The following is a 26,170-nucleotide window of genomic DNA, read 5'->3' on the forward strand; positions in this document are numbered from 1 at the left end:
TACATAAACTATGATATATTCATAACAGATTTTTTTTATAAGGTCCATATGCAAAAAAATGCAGCGCCGTATAAAAAATTTTACAATAAAAAAGTATTATATCAATAGATTACAATTTTTTTAAACAATTCTTGCAAAACCATGTTTCTTTATGGTATGCTTCACGGATAGGGAAATACGAATGATTATGAACGATATGGAAGAAGAAACGCAATCTTTAGGATACGCTCCGCTCAAAATTGAAGAGCTTTCACAAAATTTACAAGAAGCTTGCTTCAGTGCAAACTGGAAAACCCTCATGCCCGTCCAAGCGCATAGCCTTCCTTATACTTTGAAAGGCTATGATGTCATGGTGCAGTCCCAAACCGGCAGCGGAAAAACAGGAGCTTTCCTTCTTCCGTGCCTAAAAAACATCGATGCGGAAAAAAATGTCTGCCAAGCGCTCATTCTTGTTCCGACAAGGGAACTTGCCCAGCAAGTGGAACATGAAGCGAAAATCCTTTTCCGCGGTACGCTTTCCTGCCTTTGCCTTTACGGGGGAACAAAATACTCAAAGCAGCTGCAAGCCCTGCAAAACGGCGTCCAAGTCGTTATCGGAACTCCGGGTCGGGTGCTTGACCATTTACTGCGCCGTTCCTTAAATCTTTCCCAACTGAAAACGCTTGTTTTCGATGAGGCGGACCGCATGCTTTCCGTCGGCTTTTATCAGGACATGCAGGAAATCAAACGTTTCGTTCCGTCCCAAAACGTGCAGGTCGCGCTTTTTTCCGCAACCTATCCTCCTGATGTTCTCAATATTTCCAAAAGTTTTCTGCATGAGCCTAAAATAATCAGCCTCTCGCAAGGCGAAGTGCATGTTGCCAAAACCTCGCATTATTTCTGCGAATGCAGCCCCATGGATAAAGACAGATGCCTCACCCGCATCCTTGAAAAAGAAAATCCCAGCCAAGCGATTATTTTCTGCAACACCAAGAACAATGTGCATTACATTGCGGGAGTTTTGCAGGGTTTTGGCTATAACGCTTCAGAATTTTCCGCTGATTTGCCCCAAAACAAGCGTGAACAAGTTTTGGAAAAATTACGCAGCGGTTCGCTGCAATATTTGGTTGCGACGGATGTTGCGTCACGCGGTATCGATATTCCCCACCTTTCCCATGTTTTTCTATACGAAGTCCCGGAAGACAGGGAAGCGTATATCCACAGGGCAGGACGCACGGGACGGGCGGGAGCCGCAGGCACTGTCATTTCCCTTGTGGATATTATGGAAAAGCTTGAATTGGAACGGCTTGCAAAATCTTATAAAATAGATATGCTGCCTTATCCCGACCCGAGTAATGAAGAAATCGCCCAGCTTGTCAGCGAAAGAATGGCTAACCATCTCAACAAACTGCGGCGCGGCAGAACAGGATTGGAACTGGAAAGGGCGAAACGCTTCATCCCCTTACTCAAAGACCTTGCGCATGATTTTGATGATATTGAAAACATTCAACTTTTAACCATGCTTTTTGACAAGGAATATCAGCAAAGCTTATCGGATAAAAGAGAAGAAAAACCAGTAATTCAAAATACGAAAAGAAAATTTTATAAGAGAAATAAAAAAGAAACGACACGCACCAAGGGTTGATTATGAGTGATGCAAATTCTGATTTCCTTATGGAACAATATCAAGATGTTGCCAATAATTTCACGGCGCTTTTATCTGATTTTGATTATGCCGATGAAATGGAATTATTGAACATCAGCCGGTTGAATTTTGTTTTAAGAAAAAATCTGTCACAAGAATTTGAAGTGTTGTATATCGCATTATGGTATAATTGCCTCAAAACTTCGTTTCCGGAAACCTATGAAGCGATTTTTCAGCAATTTCTCAAATATAATCTCCCGCAGAAATACAAGAGCGCGAAACTCCAAGAAATAACGACAAGAATCCAAATGTATATCGAGTTAATGGGAAACAATGCGAGCACGGATTTGACTCCTATTTCCCACCATCTCCTTTCTTTTTTAAAGTTCGACGAAGCGAGCCAGCGCACCTATGAAATGAAAATCACGCTTCACCTCAGAAAAGTTTACACCTATCTTTTCGAAAGACTCATTTAAAGGAAATTTTATGCCGCAATACGGTGAGTTAACCTATCTTGTTTCAGTAAAAGACAAAAAAAAACTGCTCAGAATCAAAGAAAATGAAGATTGGCAAACACAGCACGGGCTTGTCCGCATGGAAGATATTGTCAATACCCCTTTCGGCGGAGAAGTAAAAAGCTCGCTCGGCGTGCCTTTCCGCGTTGAAAGGGTGGAACTTTTCGATTTGATTATGGGAATAAAGCGCCAAACCCAAATCATGTACCCAAAAGACATGGGACTTATTTGCATGAAACTCGGGGTCGGAAACGGACGGACCATTTTGGAAGCCGGTTCCGGTTCTGGCGGACTTACCATTGCCCTTTCCTGGTTCAGCGGCGAAAAAGGAACTGTGCACAGTTTTGAAGCGCGTGAGGAATTTCATAAACTCGCTCAAAAAAATGTGGCATGGGCGGGTGTCGGGCACAATGTGCATTTCCACCACAGGGATATTGCCGACGGTTTCGGTATCGACGATCCTGAAATTTTAAACGGAAAAAAAGCTGACGCGCTCTTTTTGGATGTCCGTACGCCTTGGGATTATTTGGACCAGGCTTTAAAAGCCCTTGTCGATGGTGCGCCCATCGCCTTTTTACTCCCTTGCGTCGATCAAGTTTCAACCCTGCTTCTCGCTCTTGAAAAGGGTCCTTTTGAAAATACGGAAGTTCTTGAAATTTTGGTGCGTCCGTGGAAAGCTGTTCCGGACAGACTGCGTCCTGCGGACAGGATGTGCGCCCACACATGTTTTTTGGTTTTCACAAAACACCAGCAAAAAAGCCCTGAATGGGATAAGCATATCAAACTCGGAACCCGTGAACGCAAACAATATGCGGCAAAAATGAAACGGTTGGGGCTTGATGCCGAAGAAGAGCAGGATTTTGACGAAAACGGCATTCAAGAGGAATAAACCTTTTTTCAAAAATGAAGATACCGGTCTAGACCTTGATTTTTTTACAGCACAATGAACATAACATTGCAAAATATATCAAAAGCCTATGGCGGCAAAGACATTTTAGTTGATTTTTCCTTGGATGTCGTTGACGGCATGCGCCTTTGCGTTTGCGGTCCGAACGGAAGCGGCAAATCCACGCTCATACGCATCATGGCTAACGCTTCTCCTCCGGATGCGGGACGTGTCATTACTCCCAAAAATTGCCGTATCGGCTATGTGGAGCAAATCATTGAAGAAAGTGAACTCGATTCCGAGCTGTTGGCTTGGGTGCAGTCCGCCTTGCCCGACTGGAGCGATTTTTGGCAGGAATGGGATAAAGCCCATAAGGAAAACGATGAGCAAACGCTGAACCGCCTTATGGCGAAACAACACGAATTGGAAATCCAATACGGCTATAATCCCGAACAAAAAGCCCAAACCGTCCTTTCCGGCTTAGGTTTCGATAAAAGCAAATGGACGCTCAGCTTGCGCAAACTTTCCGGCGGCTGGCGTGAAAGGGCGAAGCTCGCCCGTGTCCTTGTAGCCGGCGCGGATGTGCTTTTGCTTGACGAACCGACAAACCACCTGGATTTGGACGCAGTCGAATGGCTTGAAGAATTTTTGCTGTCTTTCAAAGGCTCTCTTATTTTTGTCGCCCACGACAGGGTCTTCATGGACCATATCAGTTCGCATATCCTCTATCTGGGCGCGTCAAAACCTATTTTGCGCAAAGCGACATTTTCCCAGTTTCTTGAAATGCAAGAGGAAATCGAAGCACAAAGGGAAAGGGAAGCAAAAAAACTGGCTGAAGATTTAAACCATAAAATGGAATTCATCCGCCGTTTTAAAGCCAAAGCAACAAAAGCGAGACAAGCCGCTTCCCGCCAAAAGCAAGCGAAACGTCTTGAAAAGGAAATGGAAAATTACAAGCCGGAGCCCAAAAGACGCGAACTTTCTTTTAAATGGCCGGAAGCCTCCAAAAGTGAAAAAATCGTTCTTTCTGTCGCTGATTTGTATTTTGAATTTCCTGACGGAGTGAGCTTGTGGAATAAACTCACGTTCACCCTGTTCCGCGGGCAGCGCATCGGGCTTGTCGGGCATAATGGCTGCGGAAAATCAACATTATTGAAAATATTGGCAGGCAAATTGGCAAAAACAAGCGGACAAATCCAAATGGGCTCGCTGACGAAACCCGGCTATTACAGCCAACAGCAAACAGAAACCCTTGAATTGAAAGGTACTGTTCTTGGCGAGATGAGGCGGCTTTCCGACCCCCGCACCACGGAAGAGGAATTGATGAGCGTGCTGGGCCTGTTCCTTTTAGGGCAAAATTATTTCGACAGACAAATTTCCGCCCTTTCAGGCGGGGAAAGAAGCAGGCTCGCTTTGGCAGTCTTATTTTTAGCCCGTTGCAATTTCCTCATTTTGGACGAACCGACCAACCACCTTGATTTGGAAAGCCGAGAAGCCTTGGCGGAAGCCTTGGAAAGTTTCGACGGAACAGTCCTTCTTGTCGCCCACGACAGGCATTTACTCTCAACCTGCGTCGATGAAATATGGGAAGTCACAAAGAACGGTTTTGTCATTTATGAAAACGGCTTTGAAGAATATGAAGAAAACCGCCAAAAAGAAAAGCAAAAAGCAAAAATTCATGCCATAGCTCAAAATCAAGCGCAGCAACCCGCCATAAAAACAAATCTCTCCCGCGAAGAACAAAAACGCATTAAACGTGAACAGGCGGAACAGCGTAACACCCTTTCACGGGAATTGAAACCTCTGCAGGAAGAATATGAAAAACTTGAAAGGCAAATGGAAACAACCCTTGAAAAGCAGACGGAAATAGAAGAACTGCTCGCCACGCAGGAAGTATACGAAGACGGGCAGCGCGCAAGCCGGCTTTTAAAAGATTTTCATGCCATTCAAATCCAAGCGGAACAAGAATTGGAAACGTTGAGCGCGCTTGAAAAAAAGATCAATGCCTTAAAAGAAACGTTCCAAACCTTTTCGGAAAATTAGCCGCACGTCACGGCTCTTGCCCGACCATGAAAATAACTCCCTCCCTTGCAGTTCCTTCCTATGTCATTCCCGCTTCAACAAAGGAAAACATCCTTTTTTTGCAGGACAAGACAAAGGAAATTTCCTTGCTTTGTTTTGAACCGTCTCTCCCCGTATTGGAGGATTTGTCCTCTTTTCAAGGTTTCTGGCACCTGCACCTGCCCTATTCCGTTCCCCATGATTTTTATCATTCACCCGAAAAATACATGCAAACAGCTCCCGCTTATTCGGCTCAAACGCTTTGGAATAACGCGTGGCAACACGCCGGCACCTTGCGCGATATGGAAATTTTTGCCAAAAGCTGCATAAAAATCGCATTGCACTGCCAAAAACTCAACCCAAAATACTATGTTCTGCATTTGCCCGACAGCCAAGAAAAAAACGCCGCCTCTTTTTTGGAATATTTTCTTCGGCAATGGCAAAAAGAACTTCCTCTTGAATTGTTATGTCTGGAAAATGTTAAAAACGCTTCCTATTTCGATTATGAAAAAATCATCCTTTCCTCTTCCTGTTCCCTTTGCTTCGACCTTGCCCACGCCCTGACCTACAAACAGGAAAACTGTCTGGAACAAAAAAAATTCATGGAAAAAGTCAAAATAGTTCATTGGTCCGCCCCTTTTGAAGAAAATACCCAACAATATGGCAAAGATAAACATTTAAACCTAAATCACTTGAAAAAACATGCAAGCTATTGTATAAAAACCTTAAAAAGCGTACCGCAAAACACAACCCATGTTTTGGAACTGTTTTCCTGGGAAGAAATTGAAAAATCCAAACAATTCCTTTTCCAGCTTTTTGACCGATGTTTTTAAGTTAAGGCGAAGAAATTATGGCGTATTTCCGTTTGCTCAATACACAGCTGACAAGCATCAACACCTTGCTTGCCAAAAGTGACAATTGGCTCATCCTTATCAATGCAGATCCCGATGCGATGGCCAGCGCCTTGGCGTTGCAGCGCCTTATAGGCAAAAAAGTCAAAAGCGTCCATATTGCAAGAATTAACGCAATCACCCGTCCTGACAATTTGGCGATGATAAAAAAACTGCATATCCATATGCGCAGCTGGGAACCGGGCATGCAAAAAAAATATCAAAAATTCGCCATTGTCGATTCCCAGCCTCATCACAGTCCGCTTTTTAAAAATATTCCCTTTTCCATAGTCATCGACCACCACCCGCTTCCCCACAAGGACAATCTTCCGTTTTTGGCTGAAAACAACGTTTACGATGTCCGCCCGGATTACGGGGCGACAAGCACCATGCTCATCGAATATCTTTATAATGCGCAAATCCGTCCGGGAAGGTATTTGTCAACAGCTTTGCAATACGGCATACGCACAGACACGGGCACATTCGGAAGACAAACGACGGAAGTCGATTTAAGGGCTTACCACTATATGCTCCGCTATGCCGACCAAAATCTTTTGACACAGATTTTGCGAAGCGAATATTTTCTTGAATGGCTTCCGTATTTTTCCCATGCCTTTGAAAAACTCCGCCCTTGCGGGCTGGGACATTTCACCTATTTGACCAATGTGGAAAGCCCCGATATTCTGGTGGTTATCGCAGACTTCTTCCTACGGGTATACGGATTGAAATATATCATTGTTTCAGGCGTATACGAAAAAACAGCCATTTGCATTTTTAGGGGAAGCAAATACAACTTAGGCGAACTGGCTCAAAAATCTTTCAGCGACATTGGTTCGGCAGGCGGGCACACTTCCCTTGCGCGAGCGGAAATTTCATTGAAAATGCTCAAAGAAAAAGACCCCGCTCTGCATATTGATTATCGAAGAAAAACATTTAAGACCGAAACCTATGAAAAAATCGAAGCCATACTTTTTAACATTTTAAAACAAAACGGTTCAGCACGGCAAATAACCAAATAAAAGAGGTGATTTTATGTTCAGCCAAGAATTTTTAACAAATCTTTTTCCACCGGAACGCACCAACGATTTCTTTGAAGCGCTTTTCGGCGATCCCGAAGACGGCGCTTATGACATAAAAATGAGCTACCAAGGCAAAGAAAACAAAACACTGAAATTTTATTTCGAACTGCACGCCCGCCCTAACCAATGCCTGCGCTGCAACCTTACAACCGGTCTGCCTCCTGTTTTTGAAAGACACCCCATTATCGCCGCCAAAGCCATGGCGGAAAAAATCGCCGAACACGCGGGCTTTGCAAACCACACATGGAAAATAGGGCAGACAATCCAGTACAGCGAAGCTGTCCACTATGTGCCTTTATATGTGACGGAAGCTTGACTTCCATAGTTAAAAAGGGCTTTCTCAACAAGCCCTTTTTAAAATATTTTCAAAATACCTTTTCCATGGAAAGGGTTTTACCGTTCCGACCAAATCAGGCGTTTGTTTTTCACTTTCAGCCTGCCAAGCACCAAACCGTTCCATGCCATAAGGACGTTTTTTTCTTTAAAATCACAGGAAAAACTTTGCCCGGAAAGCAAACCTTTTATTTTTTCAAGACCGTCTTTCCCCTCGAAATGAGTCATGGGCAAATCCCCTGCCATGCGCACTCTCGGCGAAAGCTGCACCTCGTTGGATTTTCCCGCTTTCCCCATATACATTCCCTGCCATGCAAAATTCTGCGGAAAAAATTTCGCCTGCCGGTGAACAAAATGCAGACTTTCCTTAAAGACGGCAATATCCCCATATTCAAGATAGTTTTCCGCAATTCCCAGTTCCTGCACATATTTTCTTGCTAACGGCTCCCCCCATTGTCTTTCCTCGGGAATAAAACTCTCCCCGCCATTTTTTTTGCGTAAACGGGCGACAAAAAAACCCTGCGTATCGCCTATGCGCGGTGAAAGCCTCCATACACCGTCCATGCCGAGCATAGGTTCATCCATGACAAATTCCGGAAGAGGAGAAAGTTTTTCAAGCGTCAAACCCAGCTCTTCCTGAGCGAATTTCACTTGCGCTTCATTTTCTTCAAGATTGGTCGTGCATGTGGAATAGACAAGCACGCCGCCGGGTTTGAGCAAGCGCTCGGCATTTTTGAGCAATTCTCTCTGCAGGCTGACAAGGGGCAATGTTTTTTCTTCTTTCCATATTTCCATGACACGGGGATTTTTTTCAACAGTGCCCCAACCGCTGCAAGGCGGGTCAAGCTGAATAAAATCACAAAATCCGCCGGGAAGAGGAATATGCTGCCCTTCAAAACAGCAGGACGCCGTTTGAAATAAACCCATTTGCTGTAAATTTCTGCGAAGTGTCGCAAGACGCGGCGGTGAAACCTCGTTTCCAAGAACAAAACCCTCTTCTCCCACAATGTGCGCAAGCTGCCCTGTCTTGCTTCCGGGGCTTGCGCACATATCCAGCACAAAAGCCCCTCTGTCAGGCATGAGGGCGACAGGCGGAAGCATGGACGCTCTGTCCTGTATGTAAATAAATCCAAAAAAACCCGCTATGGAAGCCCCCAAAGAAAACGGTTCTTCAAGCAAACGGCAGGCGGAAGAAAAAAAATCTTCCTCTTCCCATGAAAAACCTTGCAAAGAAAGCATTTCTTCTACAATTTTCCGTTCTTCGCCTTTACAAACAAATCGAAACGATCTTTTATACTGCTTCATAAAATTACCTGTGAGCTATTGCTTGCAACAATCATAAAAACAAGATATAAGTTGAAAATCTTGTTAAGACAAGAAAAAGAAACTATCAATCATTTGACATCCATAGGAGAATATATGCGTATTTCTGTTTTACCGGCTGCTTTTCTTGGTCTTTTTGCTTTTGCACAAAACGCCCATGCAGCAGACTATGCCATTGCACAATTCCAAGTAAACGGCTCCAACAGTTATCAATATCTTAAAAATGCCGTCCCGCCGATGTTCAACACGCGTCTTTTTGCCGCCGGGATGAACGAACCGGTTCCGACACAAGACAGTCTTGCCAATTCCGCTTCCCCTAAATCACAGAAAGAAGCGCAGGAACTTCGCAAAAAGCACAAGGCTGATTACCTTATTTACGGAACGGTCAGCGTTATCGGCGACACGGCAAGCCTGGATGTGAGCGTTGTCGGCGACAACAATTATTTTTGGCAAAAATCATCACAAAACAACGTCAATAACCTTCTTGCGGGTATCAATGCCGTTGCGGGCAACATCAATCAGGAAGTTTTTAAAACAAGCGGCGCAGCATCTGCTCAAGCGCGAAGCACGGCACAGGGAAGTTCCTTTATCAATGCGGAAACCGGCGCTCCGAGCACGAATTATTTAAATCCCGAACTTCGCTATCAAGGTGTTGAAGAAAACAAATTCCGTTCCCAAACCCAACCTTTTGAATCCACGGGCATGCAAGTTGCGGATTTCAACGGCAACGGTTTTAACGAAATATTGCTTGGCAGTGAAAACGAAGTCATCATTTATTCTTACAATGACAACCAATTAAAAGAACTTGCCCGCAAAAAGCTCTATTCTTCCGCCAATATCTTACGCATAAGCACTTTTCCCCATAAAGGAAGAAATTATATTGTCGTCGCGACCTGCGATGAAACCAACAACGATGCAAGAAGCTATATTCTGCTCTTCAACGGCAAGCAAATCCAAGAAATCGCCAATACCCGCTATTACCTGAACGTTGCAAAAACAAGCGCCCATGGCGACCCCGAACTTATCGGACAGAACGCCGATGCGACGCGTTTCGTGAAAGGTGCCGTGTTCAGAATAAATTTTGACGGAAAAAACATTTCCAAAGGCACAAACCTCAGCTCCCTGCCTTCAAAAGCCGATGTGTTCAACTTCACCTATGTGCCTTCTTCCCAAGACAGCGGCGATGTTATCGCTGTCATTGACGATCAGGACCGCCTGAATATTTTCAGCACAAGCGGAAAACTCCTTTCCAAAACGGAAGAATATTATGCCAGCACGGCAAACCGCGTATCCGTAACGCGTGATATCGGCGGATTTGTTTCTCAAGAAGGTAAAATTGACGCTTCCTACCATTATGTTCCAAGTGCTGTCAATGTGGTTGATATTGACAATGACAACAACTACGAACTGATTGTGACAAAACCCCTCAGCGTTGCCGCCAATCTTTTAAATAACTACCGCAATTATGCGCAAAGCGAAGTTCATGCCTTGCTTTGGGACGGTGTCGGCGCCAATCTTTTATGGAAAACCCGCCGTATCAAGGGAACCGTCGCCGACGTGAAAATCGCCGACCCCAATAACGACGGTGTCCTCGACCTTGTCGTCAATGTCAACACCTACCCCGGAACAATGGGAATAAGCAAAATCAGGACCTTCGTAACCCTTTACCCCTTGGATACCAATAATATCAACACTGACGCCATCAATTTTGCAGAATAAAAACCGCCCGCTTTTTGCGGGCTTTTTTTTCCGATGAAAAATGATTTGGAGAAACTGTTATGCATAAAAACACGCAATTGCCGGAAGTCACCTTTTCAACCTTTATCCTTTCGCTCGCCTCATCAACCCTTATGCATTTGGGGGAAGTTCCCAATCCCGACACGGGCAAAACAGAAAAAAACATTCTTTTGGCGAAACACAGCGTCGACTTGCTCAATATGCTTGAAGACAAGTTCAAAAACGGACTGAACGCCGACGAACAAAAACTTCTTCAAGATATTCTCTATGAAGTGAAAATCAAATACATTCAACAAGCATAAAAAGGAAAAACGATGTATAAAGCAGGACTTATCGGCGTCACCGGCTATACGGGCATGGAACTGGCAAGAATTTTGGCGACACACCCGCAAATAGAACTTACGCACGCGACCTCAAGACAAGAAAGCGGCAAAAAAATCGAAGACCTGTACCCTTTTTTACGCTCTTACAAAATCGGCTCGGTTTGCATAAGCGATTATGACGCCCAAGAACTCGCAAAAGAATGTGACATCATTTTTCTTGCCGTGCCGCACGGAACAGCCATGCAAAGCGCGGGCGAAATTTTCAGCATTGCGAAAACATTGAATAAAACGATAAAAATTATTGACCTATCCGCAGACTTCAGGATTAAAAATCCTGAAACCTATGAAGCATGGTATCAAATCAAACATACGGAGCAAGACCTTTTAACCCGGGCCGTTTACGGACTTTTCGATATTTATGCGGACAGCATAAAAAATGCCGATCTCATCGCAAACCCTGGCTGCTACCCCACAGCAAGCATTTTGGGTTTATATCCGGCTCTGAAAAATGCCCTCATACAAAACGATATTGTTATCGACGCAAAATCAGGAACAAGCGGAGCAGGCAGAAAAGCCCAGGCATCAAGCCTTTTTTGTGAAGTTTATGATAATTTCCGCCCTTACTCCATCGGCGGGAAACACCGGCATACCCCGGAAATCGAGCAGGAACTCTCCGCCATCGCCAAAAAAGAAATCTTTGTTTCTTTCAATCCCCATTTGCTTCCCATTGAGCGGGGCATTTTGAATACCATTTATGCTCCGCTTGCGAAAGCTATTTCTGCGGAAAAAATTCACGCCCTTTATGCCGGCGAATACGAAAACTCCCCCTTTGTGCGGGTTCTGCCTTCAGGGCAATTGCCGGAAACAAGAAACGTACGGGGATCTTTGTTCTGTGACATCGCCATAAGCGTTGATACAAGAACCAATAAGCTCATCATCGCCTCCGCCATTGACAACCTTGCCCGCGGCGCGTCCATGCAGGCTGTCGCCAATGCAAACCTTTGCTTGGGCTTGCCTCTTGCGACAGGTATCAATAATGCCCCCTTATGTCCGTAAACAAGCATTTTTTCGCACAATAAGCTCACGCCGTGGGCTTTTTTTCTTTAAGGCAACTTCAAAAATTACATTTTTGTTATCGACATCGTATTATTTTTTCTTGATTTTACGTAATATTTGCTATAAATTTCGACTTTCACACATTTTTAACAACATTAATGTTTAAAAAGGATTTGTTATGGATTCTACTGCTGCAAAACCTTCCGAATGGAATTTCCAACTTCCGCAAATCAACCCGGACACGATAAAACTTTCCCATACCCCGCGCAAAGCGCGTATTGATGATGTCAACGCCATGTCAACGCTTATCAATGAATTTGCTTCCGCCAAAATCATGCTTGCGCGCGGACCGCTTTACCTTTATCAAAGCATTCAGGACTATATGCTCATAACAGGCGAAGCAGACGGAAAGGAAGTCGTTGTCGCCTGCGGCGGACTGCATGTTTTATGGGAAGATCTTGCGGAAATACGCTCTGTGGCAGTGCACCCCGCCTTGCAAAACCGCGGGCTCGGCAAACTTCTGATTGACGCCCTTAGGGAAAATGCGAAAAGTATAGGCGTTAAAGACTTGTTCGTGTTTACGCTCGCGCCTAAATTCTTTACCTCTGTCGGCTTCAGCGAAATGCCCCGTGAACAAATTCCCCCTGTTGTCTGGTCCGAATGTTCCAAATGCCCCAAGTTTTATAAATGTGACGAAATCGGCATGATTCAGCACTTATAGGATTTCCATGAAACCATTAACTGTCATAAAATACGGCGGTCACGCCATGAGCGACCCCGTCCTCAATAAAGCCTTTGCCCAAAATATCAGCCTTGCCCGCGAAAAATGGGATATTGTCATCGGGCACGGCGGAGGACCGCAAATCAATGCACTTCTTGGCAAACTGAACATTGAAAGCTCTTTTAAAAACGGTTTGCGCATCACTAACGCCGAAGCCATGAAAGCGGTTGAAATGGCTCTTTGCGGCGATGTGAACACGTGGCTCGTAAGCTTGTTATGCAAAGAACACTGCAAAGCTGTCGGACTGACGGGCAAAGACGCCTGCACGCTTCTGGCAAAAAAAAATGCCGATACCGAGCTTGGCTTTGTTGGCGAAGTGACACAGGTCAATCCGAACCTTTGCCGTATTTTGCTTGAAAACGATCATATTCCCGTTGTCGCCCCTATCGGCTATGAAGAAAACACGGCAAACAGCCTCAATATCAATGCAGACACGGCAACGGGCGCTTTGGCGGGAGCTTTGAAAGCGGACGTTTTTATCCTTGTCACTGATGTCGCAGGAGTTTTGGATAAAAACAAAAATCTCTTGCCTCACCTCGAGTTATCACAAATACAAGCCCTAAAAGCTGATGAAACCATTTACGGCGGCATGCTTCCAAAAATTGAAAGCTGTGAACACGCCATTGACAAGGGCTGCAAAGCCGCCCTTATTTTTGACGGGAAAAATGCAGCAAACGTATCCGTTATTTTAAATGAAGTGCACTACGCTCTTTCGCACAACGATTTTTCAAAACTCAATTACGGAACACTGATTACCCAATAAGGAGAAGATATGGCTGTTTCTTTAATCGGCAGAGATTTTTTGAAAATTGCGGATTTTACAAAAGAAGAATTACTCTATTTGCTCGATGTTGCGGCTTTTTTAAAAAAAGCCAACAAATCCGGCACGGAACAAAAATATATGCAGGGCAAAAAAATTGCGCTCATTTTTGAAAAAGACTCTACAAGAACACGCTGTTCCTTTGAATGTGCCGCTTTTGACCAAGGCGGACACGCCATTTATCTGAGCAGCGGTTCGCAAATCGGCAAAAAAGAGTCCATGGCGGATACGGCGCGCGTCCTTTCCCGCATGTTCGACGGTATCGAATACCGCGGTTTCGGACAGGAAATTGTCGAAACCCTTGCCAAATATGCCGATGTGCCAGTTTGGAACGGGCTTACGAACGAATCCCACCCCACGCAGATTTTAGCGGATTTTCTCACCATGCGTGAGCACAGCACAAAAGATTTAAACGAAATAACGTTCGCCTATATCGGCGATTCCCGCTTCAATATGGCAAATTCCCTTATGCTCGGCGCTTCCATCATTGGCATGGATTGCAGAATAATTGCTCCCAAATCCCTGCAGCCTGAACAAAAATATCAAGACATGGCGCAAAAATTCGCAGAAAAATCCCATGCGAAAATCACCATTACGGACAATATCGAAGAAGGCGTTAAAAATTGCGATTTCCTCTATACCGACGTATGGGTTTCCATGGGAGAACCGAAAGAAGCTTGGGCTGAACGCATCGCCCTTTTAAAACCCTATCAAATCAACAGCCGTGTCATGGCGCTGACCCAAAACCCAAACTGCAAATTCCTGCACTGCCTGCCGGCTTTCCATGACAGAAACACCACTATCGGCGAAGAAATTTATCAGGAATTCGGCTTGGACGGAATCGAAGTCAGCAATGAAGTATTTGAATCGGATGCTTCCATTGTTTTTGATGAAGCCGAAAACCGCCTGCATACGATTAAAGCCGTAATGGTTGCAAGTTTTGCAGACGTTCTTGGTTAATCGTGCAAATGTTTAAACTTTTAACCGGCATTTCATACAACAACCGTACATAACTATTTTAATCGATACAAAAAACAGCCCTATGACAGAGTTATGACCATCATAGGGCTGTTTTATTTTGGTTAACCTATTGTTATTCTTCACTGTCCTGCGGCAATACAAAATCACCTTCAAGCTTTGAAACAAAAAGCGCACCGGTTGCGTCACCAAGAACGTTCAATGATGTTCTCATCATATCAAGTATTCTGTCAACGCCGGCAATAACGGCAATGGCTTCCAGCGGAATGCCGACTTGCGTAAATACCATGGTGATCATAATCAAAGCAGCCCCGGGAACACCGATACTGCCGATAGAAGCGAGCACAGCCATAACAATGATGAGAAGCTGCTTGTCAATGGTTAAATCAATACCGTATAACGCAGCGGCAAAAATACCCGCAACTCCCATGTAAATCGCGGCACCGTCCATATTGATGGTATTGCCCAAAGGAATCATAAAACTGGAAACAGGTTTTGAAGCACCGAGCTTTTGCACGCTTTGCAGGTTTGTTGAAAGGGCTGCCGCACTGGATGTGCTTGTGAACGCAATAAGCAAAGGAGAAGCGATACCTTTGAAAAATTGTCTGATTTTCAAACCGGTGAAACGGATACATGGGACATAGCATAAAAGGATATGCAATATGCAGGCAACAAACATAGTGATAATAAGCTCAAGCAGAGGCAGCAAAACATCCAAGCCATACGTACCAACGGTAAAGGTCATCAAGCCAAAAACTCCGATTGGGGCATAATACATAATGGCAGTTGTAATTTTAAGCATTATTTCCGCCAAGCCTTCAAACATGCGAAGAACAACTTCATACTCTTTTTTCAGAGTGCTGCAAGCCATACCGACAAAAAGAGCAAAGAAAATAACCTGCAGCATATTCCCCTTAGTGAGTGCTTCAAAGGGATTTAACGGAATAATATCCATAAAGACTTTTAAAAGTGAAGGAGGATTTACATTAAGAGCCTTAACTCCTTCCGTCGAAATGGTAAGACCTACACCCGGCTGAATTACATTCGCAATAACAACGCCAATGGTAACGGCAATAGCAGTTGTTCCAACATAGTAACAAAGCGTTTTTACCGCAATATTGCCAAGCTTATGCAAATCGCCGACAGAACTGGCACCGGCGACCAATGTTGTGAAAACAAGCGGAACAACAACCATTCTGATGAGAGTAATAAAGATGTCCCCAAGAGGTTTGAAATACGCAGGGCTAATGCCGACAGCAGAAACAATCAAACCGCAAACACAACCTAAAACCAATGCCAAAAGCATTTGTGTTGTTAAACTTATTTTCATAAGTTCCTCCTTGTTAGAATAAATGAAATATATATTTTTAAACTTATATAATGTCGACATTATATTATTTTATTCACATAGTCAATACAAAAAGCATTTATCCATGATATGTTGAAAAAATTTCGTATAAATTTCTTTATAAAATAAATAATTATCATAAGATGAAAATAAAATGGCTCAGCATGAAAAATGATATTGATACGGATTTAGAGATAACCCGTTTTAAATAATTTATGAAAGTTTTATTTTAATCACACAGCCGCAAAGTCTTATTTATTGCGTCTAAAAAGAAAATTTTTACGGTATTTAATGAGGATAGAGAATAACGCTGTGTGATTTTTTTAACTTCTATTCCATGAACTGACATTCAGAAATAATGGCAAAATTAATAAAACCATATTAAATACCAGTAAGAATACCATTTGCATTTTGATTGAAAAATAAACGCTACTAAATAAGAACAGGCTGGGATATCTCTCTAAATTGTTTAGAGTCATATAATCAATGTATTATAATAAAAATATGAAAAACAGGTAAACGTGATTTTGAACTTGGCAGTTCCACCCTTTGGGTGAGGGAGCGTCGGCACTTTGCTGTAGAAGAATGAAATCGAAGGGAATGCCCGATTTTACATCTTGTTAACCATTACGGCAATTGATAATGGAACGCTTGACAACAGAAAACAGAAAGTGTATTTATTTAATGTCGACATTATTATTATTTAAAGTTGTTATAAAAAAATCATTGCGAACGGCAAAGCTCTTAAATCACTAAATCCTTATCCACAAGCCGTTCAATTCAGCAGGTTAGCATGATTTCCGGGCAATTGGAAATCATCTCCTGAAATGAAAAACTTGCTGAAAACGCGTAAAAACTCAGGCAGAACAAACGTTAACATACTATATTCCTTTGGAATGAGACGAAAAAACAAAACATTGAAGAGGTGTAAAACCAACCGTAATCATAGCGAAATTGGGCGATTATAAAAATATCAGCACAATATATTCAACCAACAGTATTCAATAAAAAATTTTCCGGCATATTTCGCAGTGCCACTCACCGATTATTTTTAAACGCTTTGATTGAAATTGAGAGTATTGCCGCTTTGTAAAACGGAATTAAACTAAGGAGAACAAAGCATGAATTCAGCACAATTTCCACGCCGCGGGCATACGCAGAAAATATACGCTTGCCCAAAATCTTTTTAATATGAAACAAAGAGAGCCGGATAGATGAAAAATGAAACGGGTGCCACCACTGCAAAATGCATAGGCGTATTGGGCGGATTGGGTCCATATGCGGGGCTTGATTTCGTGCATAAGGTTTTTGACTGCACCAATGCCGCAACAGACCAAGAACACTTGCCTGTTCTTTTATACTCGTTTCCCAATGCCATTCCCCCGCGGGTGGAGTTTTTGCTGGGAAAAACGACTATCAACCCAGGTTATGCCATGGGGGAATTATTGGTGCGTTTGGCAAAAGCCGGAGCAAGTGTTATCGGTATTCCCTGCAATACCGCTCACAGCGCCTCCATTTTGGATGTCGCGCTTGATATTTTATACAAATCGGGCTTTCAGGGACAATTTGTGCATATGATTGCAGAAACGGCAAACCATATCCGCACGGCACACCCGGCTGCCCAAAATGTGGGAGTGCTTTGCACGCAGGGAGCATATCATTCCAAAGTCTTCGATATGCATTTCAATAGGTATGGATTGAATGTTTCATATTTGGAAGATGAAGGAAGAGCCCTTTTACAAAACGCTATCAGCAATTCAAGTTATGGAATTAAAGCTTTTTCAAGTCCCGTGACGGATAGGGCAAAAAATGATATTGGATTGCAGGCAGCACATTTGGCGGAAAAAAATGCCGATTGTATCATCATGGGCTGCACAGAACTTCCACTGGCGTTATCCGGCACGGATTTCCAAGGCATTCCTTTGTTAGACCCCACAAAAATTCTGGCTGAAAGTTTAATTAAGGCTTTCGATGCAACAAAACTGAAACATAATCATTAAAAAGACCTCTCTCCTCTGTATGCGAATACGCTCCGGGCTATCTTGAATAGCCTTTTTTTGCGATTAAGGATATGCTGCTGATAAAATCTTTAAACGCAATATATGATTACATGAACAAGAACATTTCCTGCTGATATTAAGAATAATTATCATCGAACAACCATAAAGCAAAACAACCTATCTTGCTTATTGCCAAAAAGTCTTGGGGAAAAACCATTTTTTTTACAATAGGAACATCAGAACGATTTTGTTCCGCCACCTTGGGCTTTTTTATGAATACAGCCACATTCTCCCCCCCCCTTTTTCCCGATTTCGGCTTGACTATCCTATATATATATATATTGGAGCGAGGAGGAAATATGGTTTTCAGTTCTTTTGAATATTTTTTATGCTTCTTGCCCATAACGATTTTTATTTATTATTTTTTCCTCTACACCCGCTGCACAAAGTATTTATTATTTATTCTTATCCTAAGCTCTCTCTTTTTTTACGGGTATTGGGAGCCAAAAAACTTATATATTATCATTAGTTCCGTCCTTGTTAACTATTTTTTCAGCAAACTTCTGCTTGCAGAAAACAAATACAGAAAACCAATTTTCATTCTCTCGATTGTTTTCAATGTGCTTTTAATATTTATTTATAAATACTTGGATTTTTCCATTTCCATAGTCAATTATTGCTTCAGACAGGAACTGCCCTATTTTCATATTATTTTGCCCATTGGCATCAGCTTTTTCACATTCCAGCAAATCGCATATTTATCCGACTGTTACACCAAAAAACATCTCGCTTCCAGTGAGGGTTTTCTCAATTACTGCTGTTTTATTTGCTTTTTTCCACAGCTTATTGCCGGTCCGATAGTTCACCATAAAGACCTTATCCCGCAATTTTACTCTATTCAAAATCAAATCATCCGTTGGAAAAATATCCACTATGCACTTTTATTTTTTGTCATCGGACTTTCCAAAAAATTGCTTATTGCGGATAATCTTTCCCCTCTTGTCTCCTATTGCTTCGATTCAGACATAAAACTTACCTTCCTTGAAGCGCTTTTTGGCAGTCTTTGCTATACGTTTCAACTCTATTTTGATTTTTCCGGTTATTCCGACATGGCGATCGGAAGCGCTCTTTTCTTCAATATCAAACTCCCCCACAACTTTTTCTCGCCCTATAAAGCTTTATCTATCAGAGATTTTTGGCGGCGCTGGCATATCACCCTTTCCATTTGGCTCCGTGATTATATTTACATTCCTTTAGGCGGAAACAGAAAAGGAAAATTCCGCACGTATGCCAACCTCTTTATCACTTTTCTGATCGGCGGGATTTGGCACGGTGCGTCCATTACTTTTATCATTTGGGGGATCATGCACGGGCTTGCTCTCATCCTCCACAGAATTTGGAATGAAAAAAACGCATTCAAATTACCCGCTTTTTTCGCATGGCTTCTCACGTTTTCTTTTGTCAATTTTGCATGGATTATTTTCAGGGCAAAAGAATTGAATGACATAACGAATTTTTTCAAAGCCCTTACCTTTCAGCGAAGTTTCAATTTCAGCAAACCTTTTATCCAAACAATCATCGAACCTATCCCCTTATATCCTGAAAAAGCGCTGCTTATTATTTCTGTTCTTTTTCTGATAATTTTCACCAAAAATAGCCAGCAATTGCAAAACAAATTCAAAACATGCCGGTTTACTGTTTATTGCGCAATTCTTGCCGTACTTTGCATTTTAAAACTTCTTCACCCTGAAAACACGCAAGAATTCATTTATTTTCAATTTTAATAGGTACCACTATGTATAAACAAAGAATTATACTTTTTTTCTCTATTGTTCTTTCTTCATATGCGCTCTTATTCATTTTAACCTCCATATTCAGTATAACATATCCTCTTTACATACCAAATGCGGCATATTGGCTAAAAGAAGGATTTTCCATAAAAGAACACCGGGCAAAAACAATAGACACCCAAAAAATTTTTCTTGTGAGCGGTTCAAATACGCTTTTCAGCATATGCACACCATTATTGGAAGAAAAAACAAACCAAAAAATTGTTAATTTTGGACTTAACGCATACACTCCTATAGAAATATATTTTGCAGAAATCAAAAAATATGCAAAACCCGGTGATATAGTAATAATGCCATTGGAGTATAATTTTTACACCAATGAGAAAATTCTAGAAGATTGGGTAATTCGAATATTATTAACATGGGGCTCTGAATTTATCAAAGAATTTTCTGTAAAACAAATTTTAGAAATCTTATTTAAATCATTACCATACCTGCCTGAACGCATAATAAACCATGATATTAAATTTCCCGGCCGCAGCTATGAAGAATACATGCAAAGTTTAAATTCCAAAAATCCGCTGGCAATACTGAGAAGGGCTGACGGCGGGAATGCTTATAATTCTTTCGGGGATAAAATTATTGACAATGAAAGCAAACTAAAACTTGATTTCTCCAACAGATATTTTTATCTGACAGATTTAAAAGACTTCCGCTTTCAACAACTCAAAGATTTTGCAGACTTTTTAGCAAAACAAAATATAAAACTTTTATTGACCTATCCTGTAACCATACAAAATCCGGAATTTGATTTAACCCAAAAAGAACATGCGGACAGACTGCAAAAATTGACCGACAAAATTAAAGAACACGGACTTGACATCATCGGTATTCCAAAACTGTCAAACTTTGAATTAATATTCTCCTACGACAGCATATACCACCTTAATGCCGAAGGTGCAATGCTAAGGACTTTATATGTTGCAGACACAATAAATTGCTATCTTGCAAACAAAACGCAAGAAATTCCAGACATGGAAGAATATAAAAAACAAAGAAAAGCGGAAGCGAAAAAGATGTTAGAAAAGTATAGGAAATTAGGATATTATCCTGAATAATATTAATAAAATTTTTCCGTAAAAAAACTCGGCGGTGTGCCGAGTTTTTATTTTTATCAACCTAGGGGATATTTCCCAATTAATTTAATATGTTTCATTTGAAAATTTTTTATTTTGTATAGTATGCCATGAATACTTGCAGCGGATTTCAACCCGACAAAAGGCAAGCTAACGAAGAAAAATTCCCTCTTTGCTCTCTCTCACCCTTGTTTCATTGTCTTTACCCGTGACGGCTAAGGAGCCGAAACCCCGACTTTTACCCGATTTCATTCTTTTACAGCAAGAAGCTGACGCTCCCGCCCCTAAAGAGTGAAACTGAAACTGTCCGAATTTTAAAAAAGTATCAATCAGGGATTTTATCCATATTTTCAATAACAAAACGGATAGCTTCTTCCGTATTTTTCACTTCGCCGATAACCTGCGCGTTAAGCAAGGCTTCGCGAAGTCTGCCGACTTTCGGACCGGGAGCAAGATTGGTGTATTCCATAATTTCATTGCCGTTGAGCAGCGGTTCACGCATGGACAGCGGTGTTGTGCCGCGTTCCATAAACTTGATATTATGGTTGAAGTTTGTATAATTTCCGTTAGGAATAGCTTTAATTTGAGCCCGCGCAAGCTCGATGAGCCGTTCCTGATGAGGAAGTTCCAAGAATTTTTGCATGCCTCTGTCCGTCATCATGGACTGAAAACGGATTTGATTGCCGATAATCGCACAAATCGTATCAATATCATCAGACTCAAAATGCATGCGGTATAAGATTTTACGGGTTATTTTCGCCCCTATTCTATGAAATTGCGTAAAATACCAACGGTCGTCAACCCTTTCCGCCGCATAGGCTTTTCCGATAGCGTGGAATAAGACCGCCACAGCTCCGACCCAATCATAGTGCAGCAATTCTTCCGGATAATATTTTAAACAGCGTATGGTAAAATCAAAAACACTTTCTTCATCGTTTGTTTTTTTATTGGTATGTTGTTTCACCGCAGTCAGCGCGCCAAGTTCCGGAATAATTCCGTGCAGGATAGAACTTTCTTTCAATAATTCAAAAAAGCGCCACATGGATTCCGCCGAAACCAGACGCCACTCTTCAACAAAAGCATGCCCGGAAATATAATTGACGATATTGCTTGCATTTTTCACAATAGCAACCCATGTATTCGGGTCTATGGGCAAATCATAGTTTGCAGCAAAGCGCAGAGCCCTGATAGCAAGCACGTAATTTTTGTTCAGCGTCAAATGAGGAATGCCCTGCAATTTTATATAACCGCATGAAAAATCAGCAAAAACTTCATCAGAGCGCATGAAATTTTCCGTGCTTACAACAGCTTCATACAGTTCCGGATTATACTTTTTGAGCTGGGTTACCATACGTTGTGTAAAAAACTTGCGTAAAGCCTCGGGGTGCGCATCAGCAGAGCAGTTGATAGGATAAAAGCGGAATATGCAGCCGGATTCCCCTTTTAAAACCGCAAGTTCGCCCGGCTCTTCGGATTCATCAAGATTGGGGAAAAGTTTTTGCAATGTTTCCGCATCAACATCACAGGCAATGGAAAATTCCTGAATATTTAAAAGTGCATTAATTTCATTCTGCAATGCCGTATTAATTAAATATGCATCATAACCGTTTCTCAATATTGTTTTGCAAATCGCTTTTGATTCACTCATTGGCATAAAACACACCTCTGCAAGGAATATGTAATTTTATATCATGGCGTTTCTTCAAAAACAAGTGAAAACATAAATTATTTTAACTTTTCTCCTCTGGCTTTTTTTTTCATTTTGGAATATACTGTCGGCGTTATAATTCTTATACGGAGCAATTATGATTTTAGCAGATATTCATACCCATACGAACTATTTCCACGGCAAAAACACTGTTCAGGAAATGTATAACGCCGCTGTCGACAGCAACTTGCAATACTATGGATTTTCCGAACATACCCCACTTCCGGAAGGATTTTCCTGCCTTCTTTACCAAGAGGGGGATATGAATATTGCATTTGAAAATTATGTGAACGACGTCTTACTCCTTAAGGAAAAAACCGCTGATTACAATAAAGAAAATCTTTGTCAAATTCCGGAAGTCCTGCTGGGCATGGAGTTGGATTTCACCCCGCAGTATCCGGATTACATGGACACCCTTATAAAAAAATATCCTTTTGATTATGTAATCGGCACCATCCACTTTGTCGGGGAACAAAACATCGGACTTTGGAACGCCGAAGACGCCAGCCTTGAGGAAAAATACGCTTTTTTTGAAGAATACTACGATTATATGATAAAACTGGCAGCATACGGAAAAACCGATATCATCGCCCATCCCGATTTTGTAAAAATACACTGCATAGACAGTTTCCATGCATGGTTAAAAACAAAACGCGCCGATGAATGTTTACATGAAACCTGCAAAGCCGTAAAAAAATCAGGCATGGTTTTGGAAGTTTCCACAGGCGGGCTGAAAAAAGCCTGCGAAGAAATACATCCTTCACCCAAAATTTTAGAAATTGCAGCAAGTTACGCTATTCCTATCAGCTTCGCTTCCGACACTCACAATATCAATACCGTGGCGTATAAATTTGAAGAACTGGCTCATTTTGCACGCCAATTCGGCTATAAGGAACATACCGTTTTTATTAACCGCCAGCCTATCCAATTAGCGTTTTAATGATTTTTCAATTTCTTGTTCCCATATCTCTTGCGGTTTGTATCGTCTTTGCATGGGGGGCGTATACCCTGCCCTTTTCCTCCAAAGGGAAATGTTTTTTCTTTGCGCTTAATGTATTTGGTTTAGCCTATATCATTCCCATCGGACCTTTTCTCGACCCCGCACGCTATTTGCCCTATCCGCTTGTTCTCGGTTTGGCATTGCTCAGCGCATTCGCCTTTTTTTACTTTTGGATAAAAATAATGCAAATAGGCATTGCAATAGTTTTATTCATTATTTCAATATGGTATAAAAAAACAAAGTCAATCCGGAATGCCGCTTTCACATCCTGCAAGGTCAATATCCTCCTTATTTCAATCTGTCTTATTACCGCCCCTTACAGCGTCTATGAAACGACCAAAGTTCCGCGCGTGAAACATGTGACGCTGAAGTATGAAACGCTTCCGGAAGAATTGGAAAATTATACGATAGCGCTGCTCACAGATACGCATACCGGCTTGATTTTCCAAGAAAAATGGCAGGAAAATATTGTGCGGAAAATAATGGAAGCCAAGCCTCAATTAATTGTCCATACGGGCGATATAGGCGATGTCAAACCGCAAGACATAAAAAAACACCTTGCCCCGCTCAAAAACCTTTCCGCTCCTGACGGAGTATACTATGTTTTCGGCAATCACGAAAACTACCATACGCTTGCATACTGGCAAAATTTTTTCAAAGAAAACAATCTCAATGTCTTGGAAAATGAAGCCATTCAAATCCATGAATATTTATCCCTTACCGGGGCGAGCCCGCGCCTGCGGAATTTTCCCGCTGACACGGCAGAACCGCTGAAAACCATTCCTACTCAAGGATTTAAAATATTTTTGGACCATTATCCGGCCAGCTTCAGAAAAACAGCTCCCCACATCGATTTGCAGCTTTCCGGGCATACGCACGGCGGAACAGTTTTTTTCCTCGCCCCTGTCGTCAAAAAATTCAATGCAGGCTTTGTAAGCGGAATATATGAACAAAACAAGGCGAAACTTTATGTCAGCAGCGGCACAGGAATTTGGACGTACACCGCCTTCAGGCTTTTTGTCCCCAGCGAAATCACGCTCATCCACTTGACAGGAAAAAACAATAGGGGTCACGAAAACCGATAAGCGACCGATTTTTTTTTCAAAACACGGCTTCCTGCAACCGCAGTTTAATGGCGAATAGCGATTGGTCTATTCTCAAGCAAATATCCGATAAAAACTGTTGATTTCATCCAATTTGCAATACTTACGGCAAACAGGAAAGGAAAAATATCAAATGGAATTTGTAAAAATTATTGACAACGATAAAACAAAATACATGGATTTGCTGCTTATCGCGGACGAACAAGCGGATATGATAGAAAAATATTTGTACCGGGGGGAAATGTTCGCTTTACGCGATGATAACGAAATAAAAGCGGTCTGCATTGTCACGCAGGAACAATCCGGCATTTATGAGATTAAGAACATTGCCGTTGTCCCCCTGTACCAGCGAAAAGGATACGGGCGAAAACTCATCTCGTTCATTGCCGATTACTGCAAAAATGGCGCGGAATTATACGTCGGCACAGGCGATACCCCTGCGACACTCCATTTCTACGAAAAATGCGGTTTTGAAAAATCCCACGTTGTCAAAAACTTTTTTACGGACAATTACGACCACCCCATATACGAAAACGGACAACAGCTAATAGATATGATTTATTTGAAAAGAAAACTGTAAAGCATACCTCCCGACAATAAATCAAAAGCATTTCCCGCGGCGGGATAACCATGAATTTTGAATGATAGTGAGGCGTTTTTATGAAAGAACATTCAATAAGATTATAATAACCAATAAAAAATATTCCGATATAGTCCGGGCAAGATATTCGGACAATTCAAATCCCCCTATGCCGGCAATGGTCAGCAAGATACGGCAAACAATCACCCTCGGTAATTCACAGCATTCCCCGCCGTTGCGGGCGTTTTTCATATTTCCGCCATTTCCTTTTAGCATTCAGCCAATTCTCATTTACTTCTTTTCCCCCATTCTCCTTTCAATTCCTGCGATAAAAAATGCAAATTTGCATTTACCGTTAGCAATGCGGGTTCAGCGTGACATTTGCGGCTTCCGGCGCATTTTATTTTTTTATCTCCACTTCCCAAAAATCAATGTGCCCGCTTTAAAGAAAAAAAGGAAAAATTTCTTTTTCCTTTCCTCTTTTCATGCAAAATTCACCTTGTTCTTATTTTAATGCATACATCCACACATAACATCAACGGGGCATCAATGGGGCTTGGAATTTTTTCCTGTCCAACTTTCAATAATAAGTTCAAGTAAAACAATACCTTGCACATGTTCAACATCAAAATATGCATTATAAAGTTCCGTATCCACTGCGCTGGTGTGTTTTTCGTTCTTGTCATAAAAGGAATTATGCTTTGTAACACATTGTAATGCATAAATTTTTTCATTCTCATCATCAATAATCCGCATAGTTCCGGTACCGCAAACAGACTCAAAAACCATGGAATAATCGCAAACGCTTTTACCTCTGTAAATGCTCACATCTCTTTCAATTTCAAAAGCGACATGAGGATTTTTCATAATCAAATCAAGCTTTTTTCCGCTCTTAGCCACATGAAAATAAAGGGATTTCTTATTTCCCTGATGGTCAAAACCATAACAAAGCGGCACAATATAAGGATATTTTTCATCATGGAAAGCCACATGGCAAATACGTGCATTTTGAATAATACGTAAGATTTCATCTTCGGAAGTGATTTCTTTATCTTTTCTTCTCATCGGCATACTCCTTATCGGTAAAAATGAGTATACA

At 41.9% G+C, this 26,170-nt stretch carries 25 protein-coding genes; 19 read left to right on the forward strand and 6 right to left on the reverse strand.

What is annotated here, in order from left to right; genetic code table 11:
• Positions 1-181: 181 nt before the first annotated feature.
• From JBF11_RS04880 to JBF11_RS04910, 7 genes are read left to right on the forward strand one after another with little or no spacing between them, the layout of a single operon-like run.
• On the forward strand, positions 182-1,624 hold the full coding sequence (locus JBF11_RS04880) for a DEAD/DEAH box helicase (protein WP_334316253.1): 1,443 nt from the start codon (positions 182-184) through the stop codon (positions 1,622-1,624).
• Positions 1,625-1,626: 2 nt separating this feature from the next.
• A complete protein-coding gene (locus tag JBF11_RS04885; RefSeq protein WP_334316254.1) occupies positions 1,627-2,100 on the forward strand; it encodes a hypothetical protein in 474 nt (157 codons plus the stop codon).
• Positions 2,101-2,110: 10 nt separating this feature from the next.
• Entirely contained in the window at positions 2,111-3,028 is a 918-nt protein-coding gene (locus tag JBF11_RS04890; protein ID WP_334316255.1) for a tRNA (adenine-N1)-methyltransferase, read from the forward strand.
• 54 nt (positions 3,029-3,082) lie between these two features.
• Entirely contained in the window at positions 3,083-5,068 is a 1,986-nt protein-coding gene (locus JBF11_RS04895; RefSeq protein WP_334316256.1) for an ATP-binding cassette domain-containing protein, read from the forward strand.
• 26 nt (positions 5,069-5,094) lie between these two features.
• A complete protein-coding gene (locus JBF11_RS04900) occupies positions 5,095-5,919 on the forward strand; it encodes a hypothetical protein (RefSeq protein WP_334316257.1) in 825 nt (274 codons plus the stop codon).
• A gap of 17 nt (positions 5,920-5,936) precedes the next feature.
• Positions 5,937-6,995 carry a DHH family phosphoesterase gene (locus tag JBF11_RS04905; RefSeq protein WP_334316258.1) on the forward strand — a complete coding sequence of 353 codons (1,059 nt, stop codon included), beginning with the start codon at positions 5,937-5,939 and terminating at the stop codon, positions 6,993-6,995.
• A gap of 13 nt (positions 6,996-7,008) precedes the next feature.
• Positions 7,009-7,371 (forward strand): pancreas/duodenum homeobox protein 1, encoded by a 363-nt coding sequence (locus JBF11_RS04910; protein ID WP_334316259.1) that lies wholly within the window; start codon positions 7,009-7,011, stop codon positions 7,369-7,371.
• A 77-nt stretch (positions 7,372-7,448) separates the two neighbouring features.
• Here JBF11_RS04910 and JBF11_RS04915 read toward each other — a convergent pair whose 3' ends face one another.
• Entirely contained in the window at positions 7,449-8,627 is a 1,179-nt protein-coding gene (locus JBF11_RS04915) for an NOL1/NOP2/SUN domain family protein (protein WP_334316260.1), read from the reverse strand.
• 180 nt (positions 8,628-8,807) lie between these two features.
• On the opposite strand from JBF11_RS04915, the gene JBF11_RS04920 reads away from it, so the two are divergent.
• The 6 genes from JBF11_RS04920 to argF all read left to right on the forward strand — a co-directional run bounded on the left by JBF11_RS04920 (position 8,808) and on the right by argF (position 14,388).
• Positions 8,808-10,430 (forward strand): hypothetical protein, encoded by a 1,623-nt coding sequence (locus tag JBF11_RS04920; protein WP_334316261.1) that lies wholly within the window; start codon positions 8,808-8,810, stop codon positions 10,428-10,430.
• 59 nt (positions 10,431-10,489) lie between these two features.
• Positions 10,490-10,750, forward strand: a complete 261-nt coding sequence (locus JBF11_RS04925) for a DUF1844 domain-containing protein (RefSeq protein ID WP_334316262.1) — start codon at positions 10,490-10,492, stop codon at positions 10,748-10,750.
• A 12-nt stretch (positions 10,751-10,762) separates the two neighbouring features.
• Entirely contained in the window at positions 10,763-11,827 is a 1,065-nt protein-coding gene (gene argC, locus JBF11_RS04930) for an N-acetyl-gamma-glutamyl-phosphate reductase (protein WP_334316263.1), read from the forward strand.
• Between the two features lie 178 nt (positions 11,828-12,005).
• Positions 12,006-12,548 carry an N-acetyltransferase gene (locus JBF11_RS04935; RefSeq protein ID WP_334316264.1) on the forward strand — a complete coding sequence of 181 codons (543 nt, stop codon included), beginning with the start codon at positions 12,006-12,008 and terminating at the stop codon, positions 12,546-12,548.
• 7 nt (positions 12,549-12,555) lie between these two features.
• Positions 12,556-13,371, forward strand: coding sequence for an acetylglutamate kinase (argB, locus tag JBF11_RS04940; protein ID WP_334316265.1), 816 nt, complete (start codon positions 12,556-12,558; stop codon positions 13,369-13,371).
• Positions 13,372-13,380: 9 nt separating this feature from the next.
• Entirely contained in the window at positions 13,381-14,388 is a 1,008-nt protein-coding gene (argF, locus tag JBF11_RS04945) for an ornithine carbamoyltransferase (protein ID WP_334316266.1), read from the forward strand.
• Positions 14,389-14,521: 133 nt separating this feature from the next.
• On the opposite strand, the gene JBF11_RS04950 is transcribed toward argF, so the two are convergent.
• The gene (locus JBF11_RS04950) at positions 14,522-15,736 is read right to left on the reverse strand and encodes a dicarboxylate/amino acid:cation symporter (protein WP_334316267.1); all 1,215 of its coding nucleotides are present in this window, start codon (positions 15,734-15,736) and stop codon (positions 14,522-14,524) included.
• Positions 15,737-16,968: 1,232 nt separating this feature from the next.
• Here JBF11_RS04950 and JBF11_RS04955 point away from each other — a divergent pair.
• A complete protein-coding gene (locus JBF11_RS04955) occupies positions 16,969-17,754 on the forward strand; it encodes an aspartate/glutamate racemase family protein (protein ID WP_334316268.1) in 786 nt (261 codons plus the stop codon).
• Positions 17,755-17,890: 136 nt separating this feature from the next.
• On the opposite strand, the gene JBF11_RS04960 is transcribed toward JBF11_RS04955, so the two are convergent.
• Positions 17,891-18,040 (reverse strand): hypothetical protein, encoded by a 150-nt coding sequence (locus JBF11_RS04960; protein ID WP_334316269.1) that lies wholly within the window; start codon positions 18,038-18,040, stop codon positions 17,891-17,893.
• A 334-nt stretch (positions 18,041-18,374) separates the two neighbouring features.
• Between JBF11_RS04960 and JBF11_RS04965 the strand changes: the two genes are divergently transcribed.
• Together JBF11_RS04965 and JBF11_RS04970 are read left to right on the forward strand one after the other, a co-directional pair.
• Positions 18,375-19,538: an MBOAT family O-acyltransferase gene (locus JBF11_RS04965; RefSeq protein WP_334316270.1), complete on the forward strand. Its 1,164-nt coding sequence runs from the start codon at positions 18,375-18,377 to the stop codon at positions 19,536-19,538.
• A gap of 11 nt (positions 19,539-19,549) precedes the next feature.
• Positions 19,550-20,662 (forward strand): hypothetical protein, encoded by a 1,113-nt coding sequence (locus JBF11_RS04970; RefSeq protein ID WP_334316271.1) that lies wholly within the window; start codon positions 19,550-19,552, stop codon positions 20,660-20,662.
• A gap of 343 nt (positions 20,663-21,005) precedes the next feature.
• Here the strand turns inward: JBF11_RS04970 and JBF11_RS04975 are convergent, their stop codons facing one another.
• On the reverse strand, positions 21,006-22,334 hold the full coding sequence (locus tag JBF11_RS04975; RefSeq protein WP_334316272.1) for a tRNA nucleotidyltransferase/poly(A) polymerase-related protein: 1,329 nt from the start codon (positions 22,332-22,334) through the stop codon (positions 21,006-21,008).
• A 151-nt stretch (positions 22,335-22,485) separates the two neighbouring features.
• On the opposite strand from JBF11_RS04975, the gene JBF11_RS04980 reads away from it, so the two are divergent.
• From JBF11_RS04980 to JBF11_RS04990, 3 genes are all read left to right on the forward strand, one after another.
• Positions 22,486-23,328, forward strand: a complete 843-nt coding sequence (locus tag JBF11_RS04980; protein ID WP_334316273.1) for a histidinol-phosphatase — start codon at positions 22,486-22,488, stop codon at positions 23,326-23,328.
• Positions 23,328-24,473, forward strand: a complete 1,146-nt coding sequence (locus JBF11_RS04985; RefSeq protein ID WP_334316274.1) for a metallophosphoesterase — start codon at positions 23,328-23,330, stop codon at positions 24,471-24,473. Before JBF11_RS04980 ends, JBF11_RS04985 begins: the two co-directional genes overlap by 1 nt.
• A gap of 151 nt (positions 24,474-24,624) precedes the next feature.
• The gene (locus JBF11_RS04990; protein ID WP_334316275.1) at positions 24,625-25,071 is read left to right on the forward strand and encodes a GNAT family N-acetyltransferase; all 447 of its coding nucleotides are present in this window, start codon (positions 24,625-24,627) and stop codon (positions 25,069-25,071) included.
• A gap of 78 nt (positions 25,072-25,149) precedes the next feature.
• On the opposite strand, the gene JBF11_RS04995 is transcribed toward JBF11_RS04990, so the two are convergent.
• Both JBF11_RS04995 and JBF11_RS05000 read right to left on the reverse strand, forming a co-directional pair.
• Positions 25,150-25,323 carry a hypothetical protein gene (locus JBF11_RS04995; RefSeq protein WP_334316276.1) on the reverse strand — a complete coding sequence of 58 codons (174 nt, stop codon included), beginning with the start codon at positions 25,321-25,323 and terminating at the stop codon, positions 25,150-25,152.
• Between the two features lie 294 nt (positions 25,324-25,617).
• The gene (locus JBF11_RS05000; protein WP_334316277.1) at positions 25,618-26,136 is read right to left on the reverse strand and encodes a pyridoxamine 5'-phosphate oxidase family protein; all 519 of its coding nucleotides are present in this window, start codon (positions 26,134-26,136) and stop codon (positions 25,618-25,620) included.
• Positions 26,137-26,170 lie beyond the last annotated feature (34 nt).

Source organism: Taurinivorans muris (genome assembly GCF_025232395.1).
In the GTDB taxonomy this organism is placed as follows: Bacteria; Desulfobacterota; Desulfovibrionia; order Desulfovibrionales; family Desulfovibrionaceae; genus Taurinivorans; species Taurinivorans muris.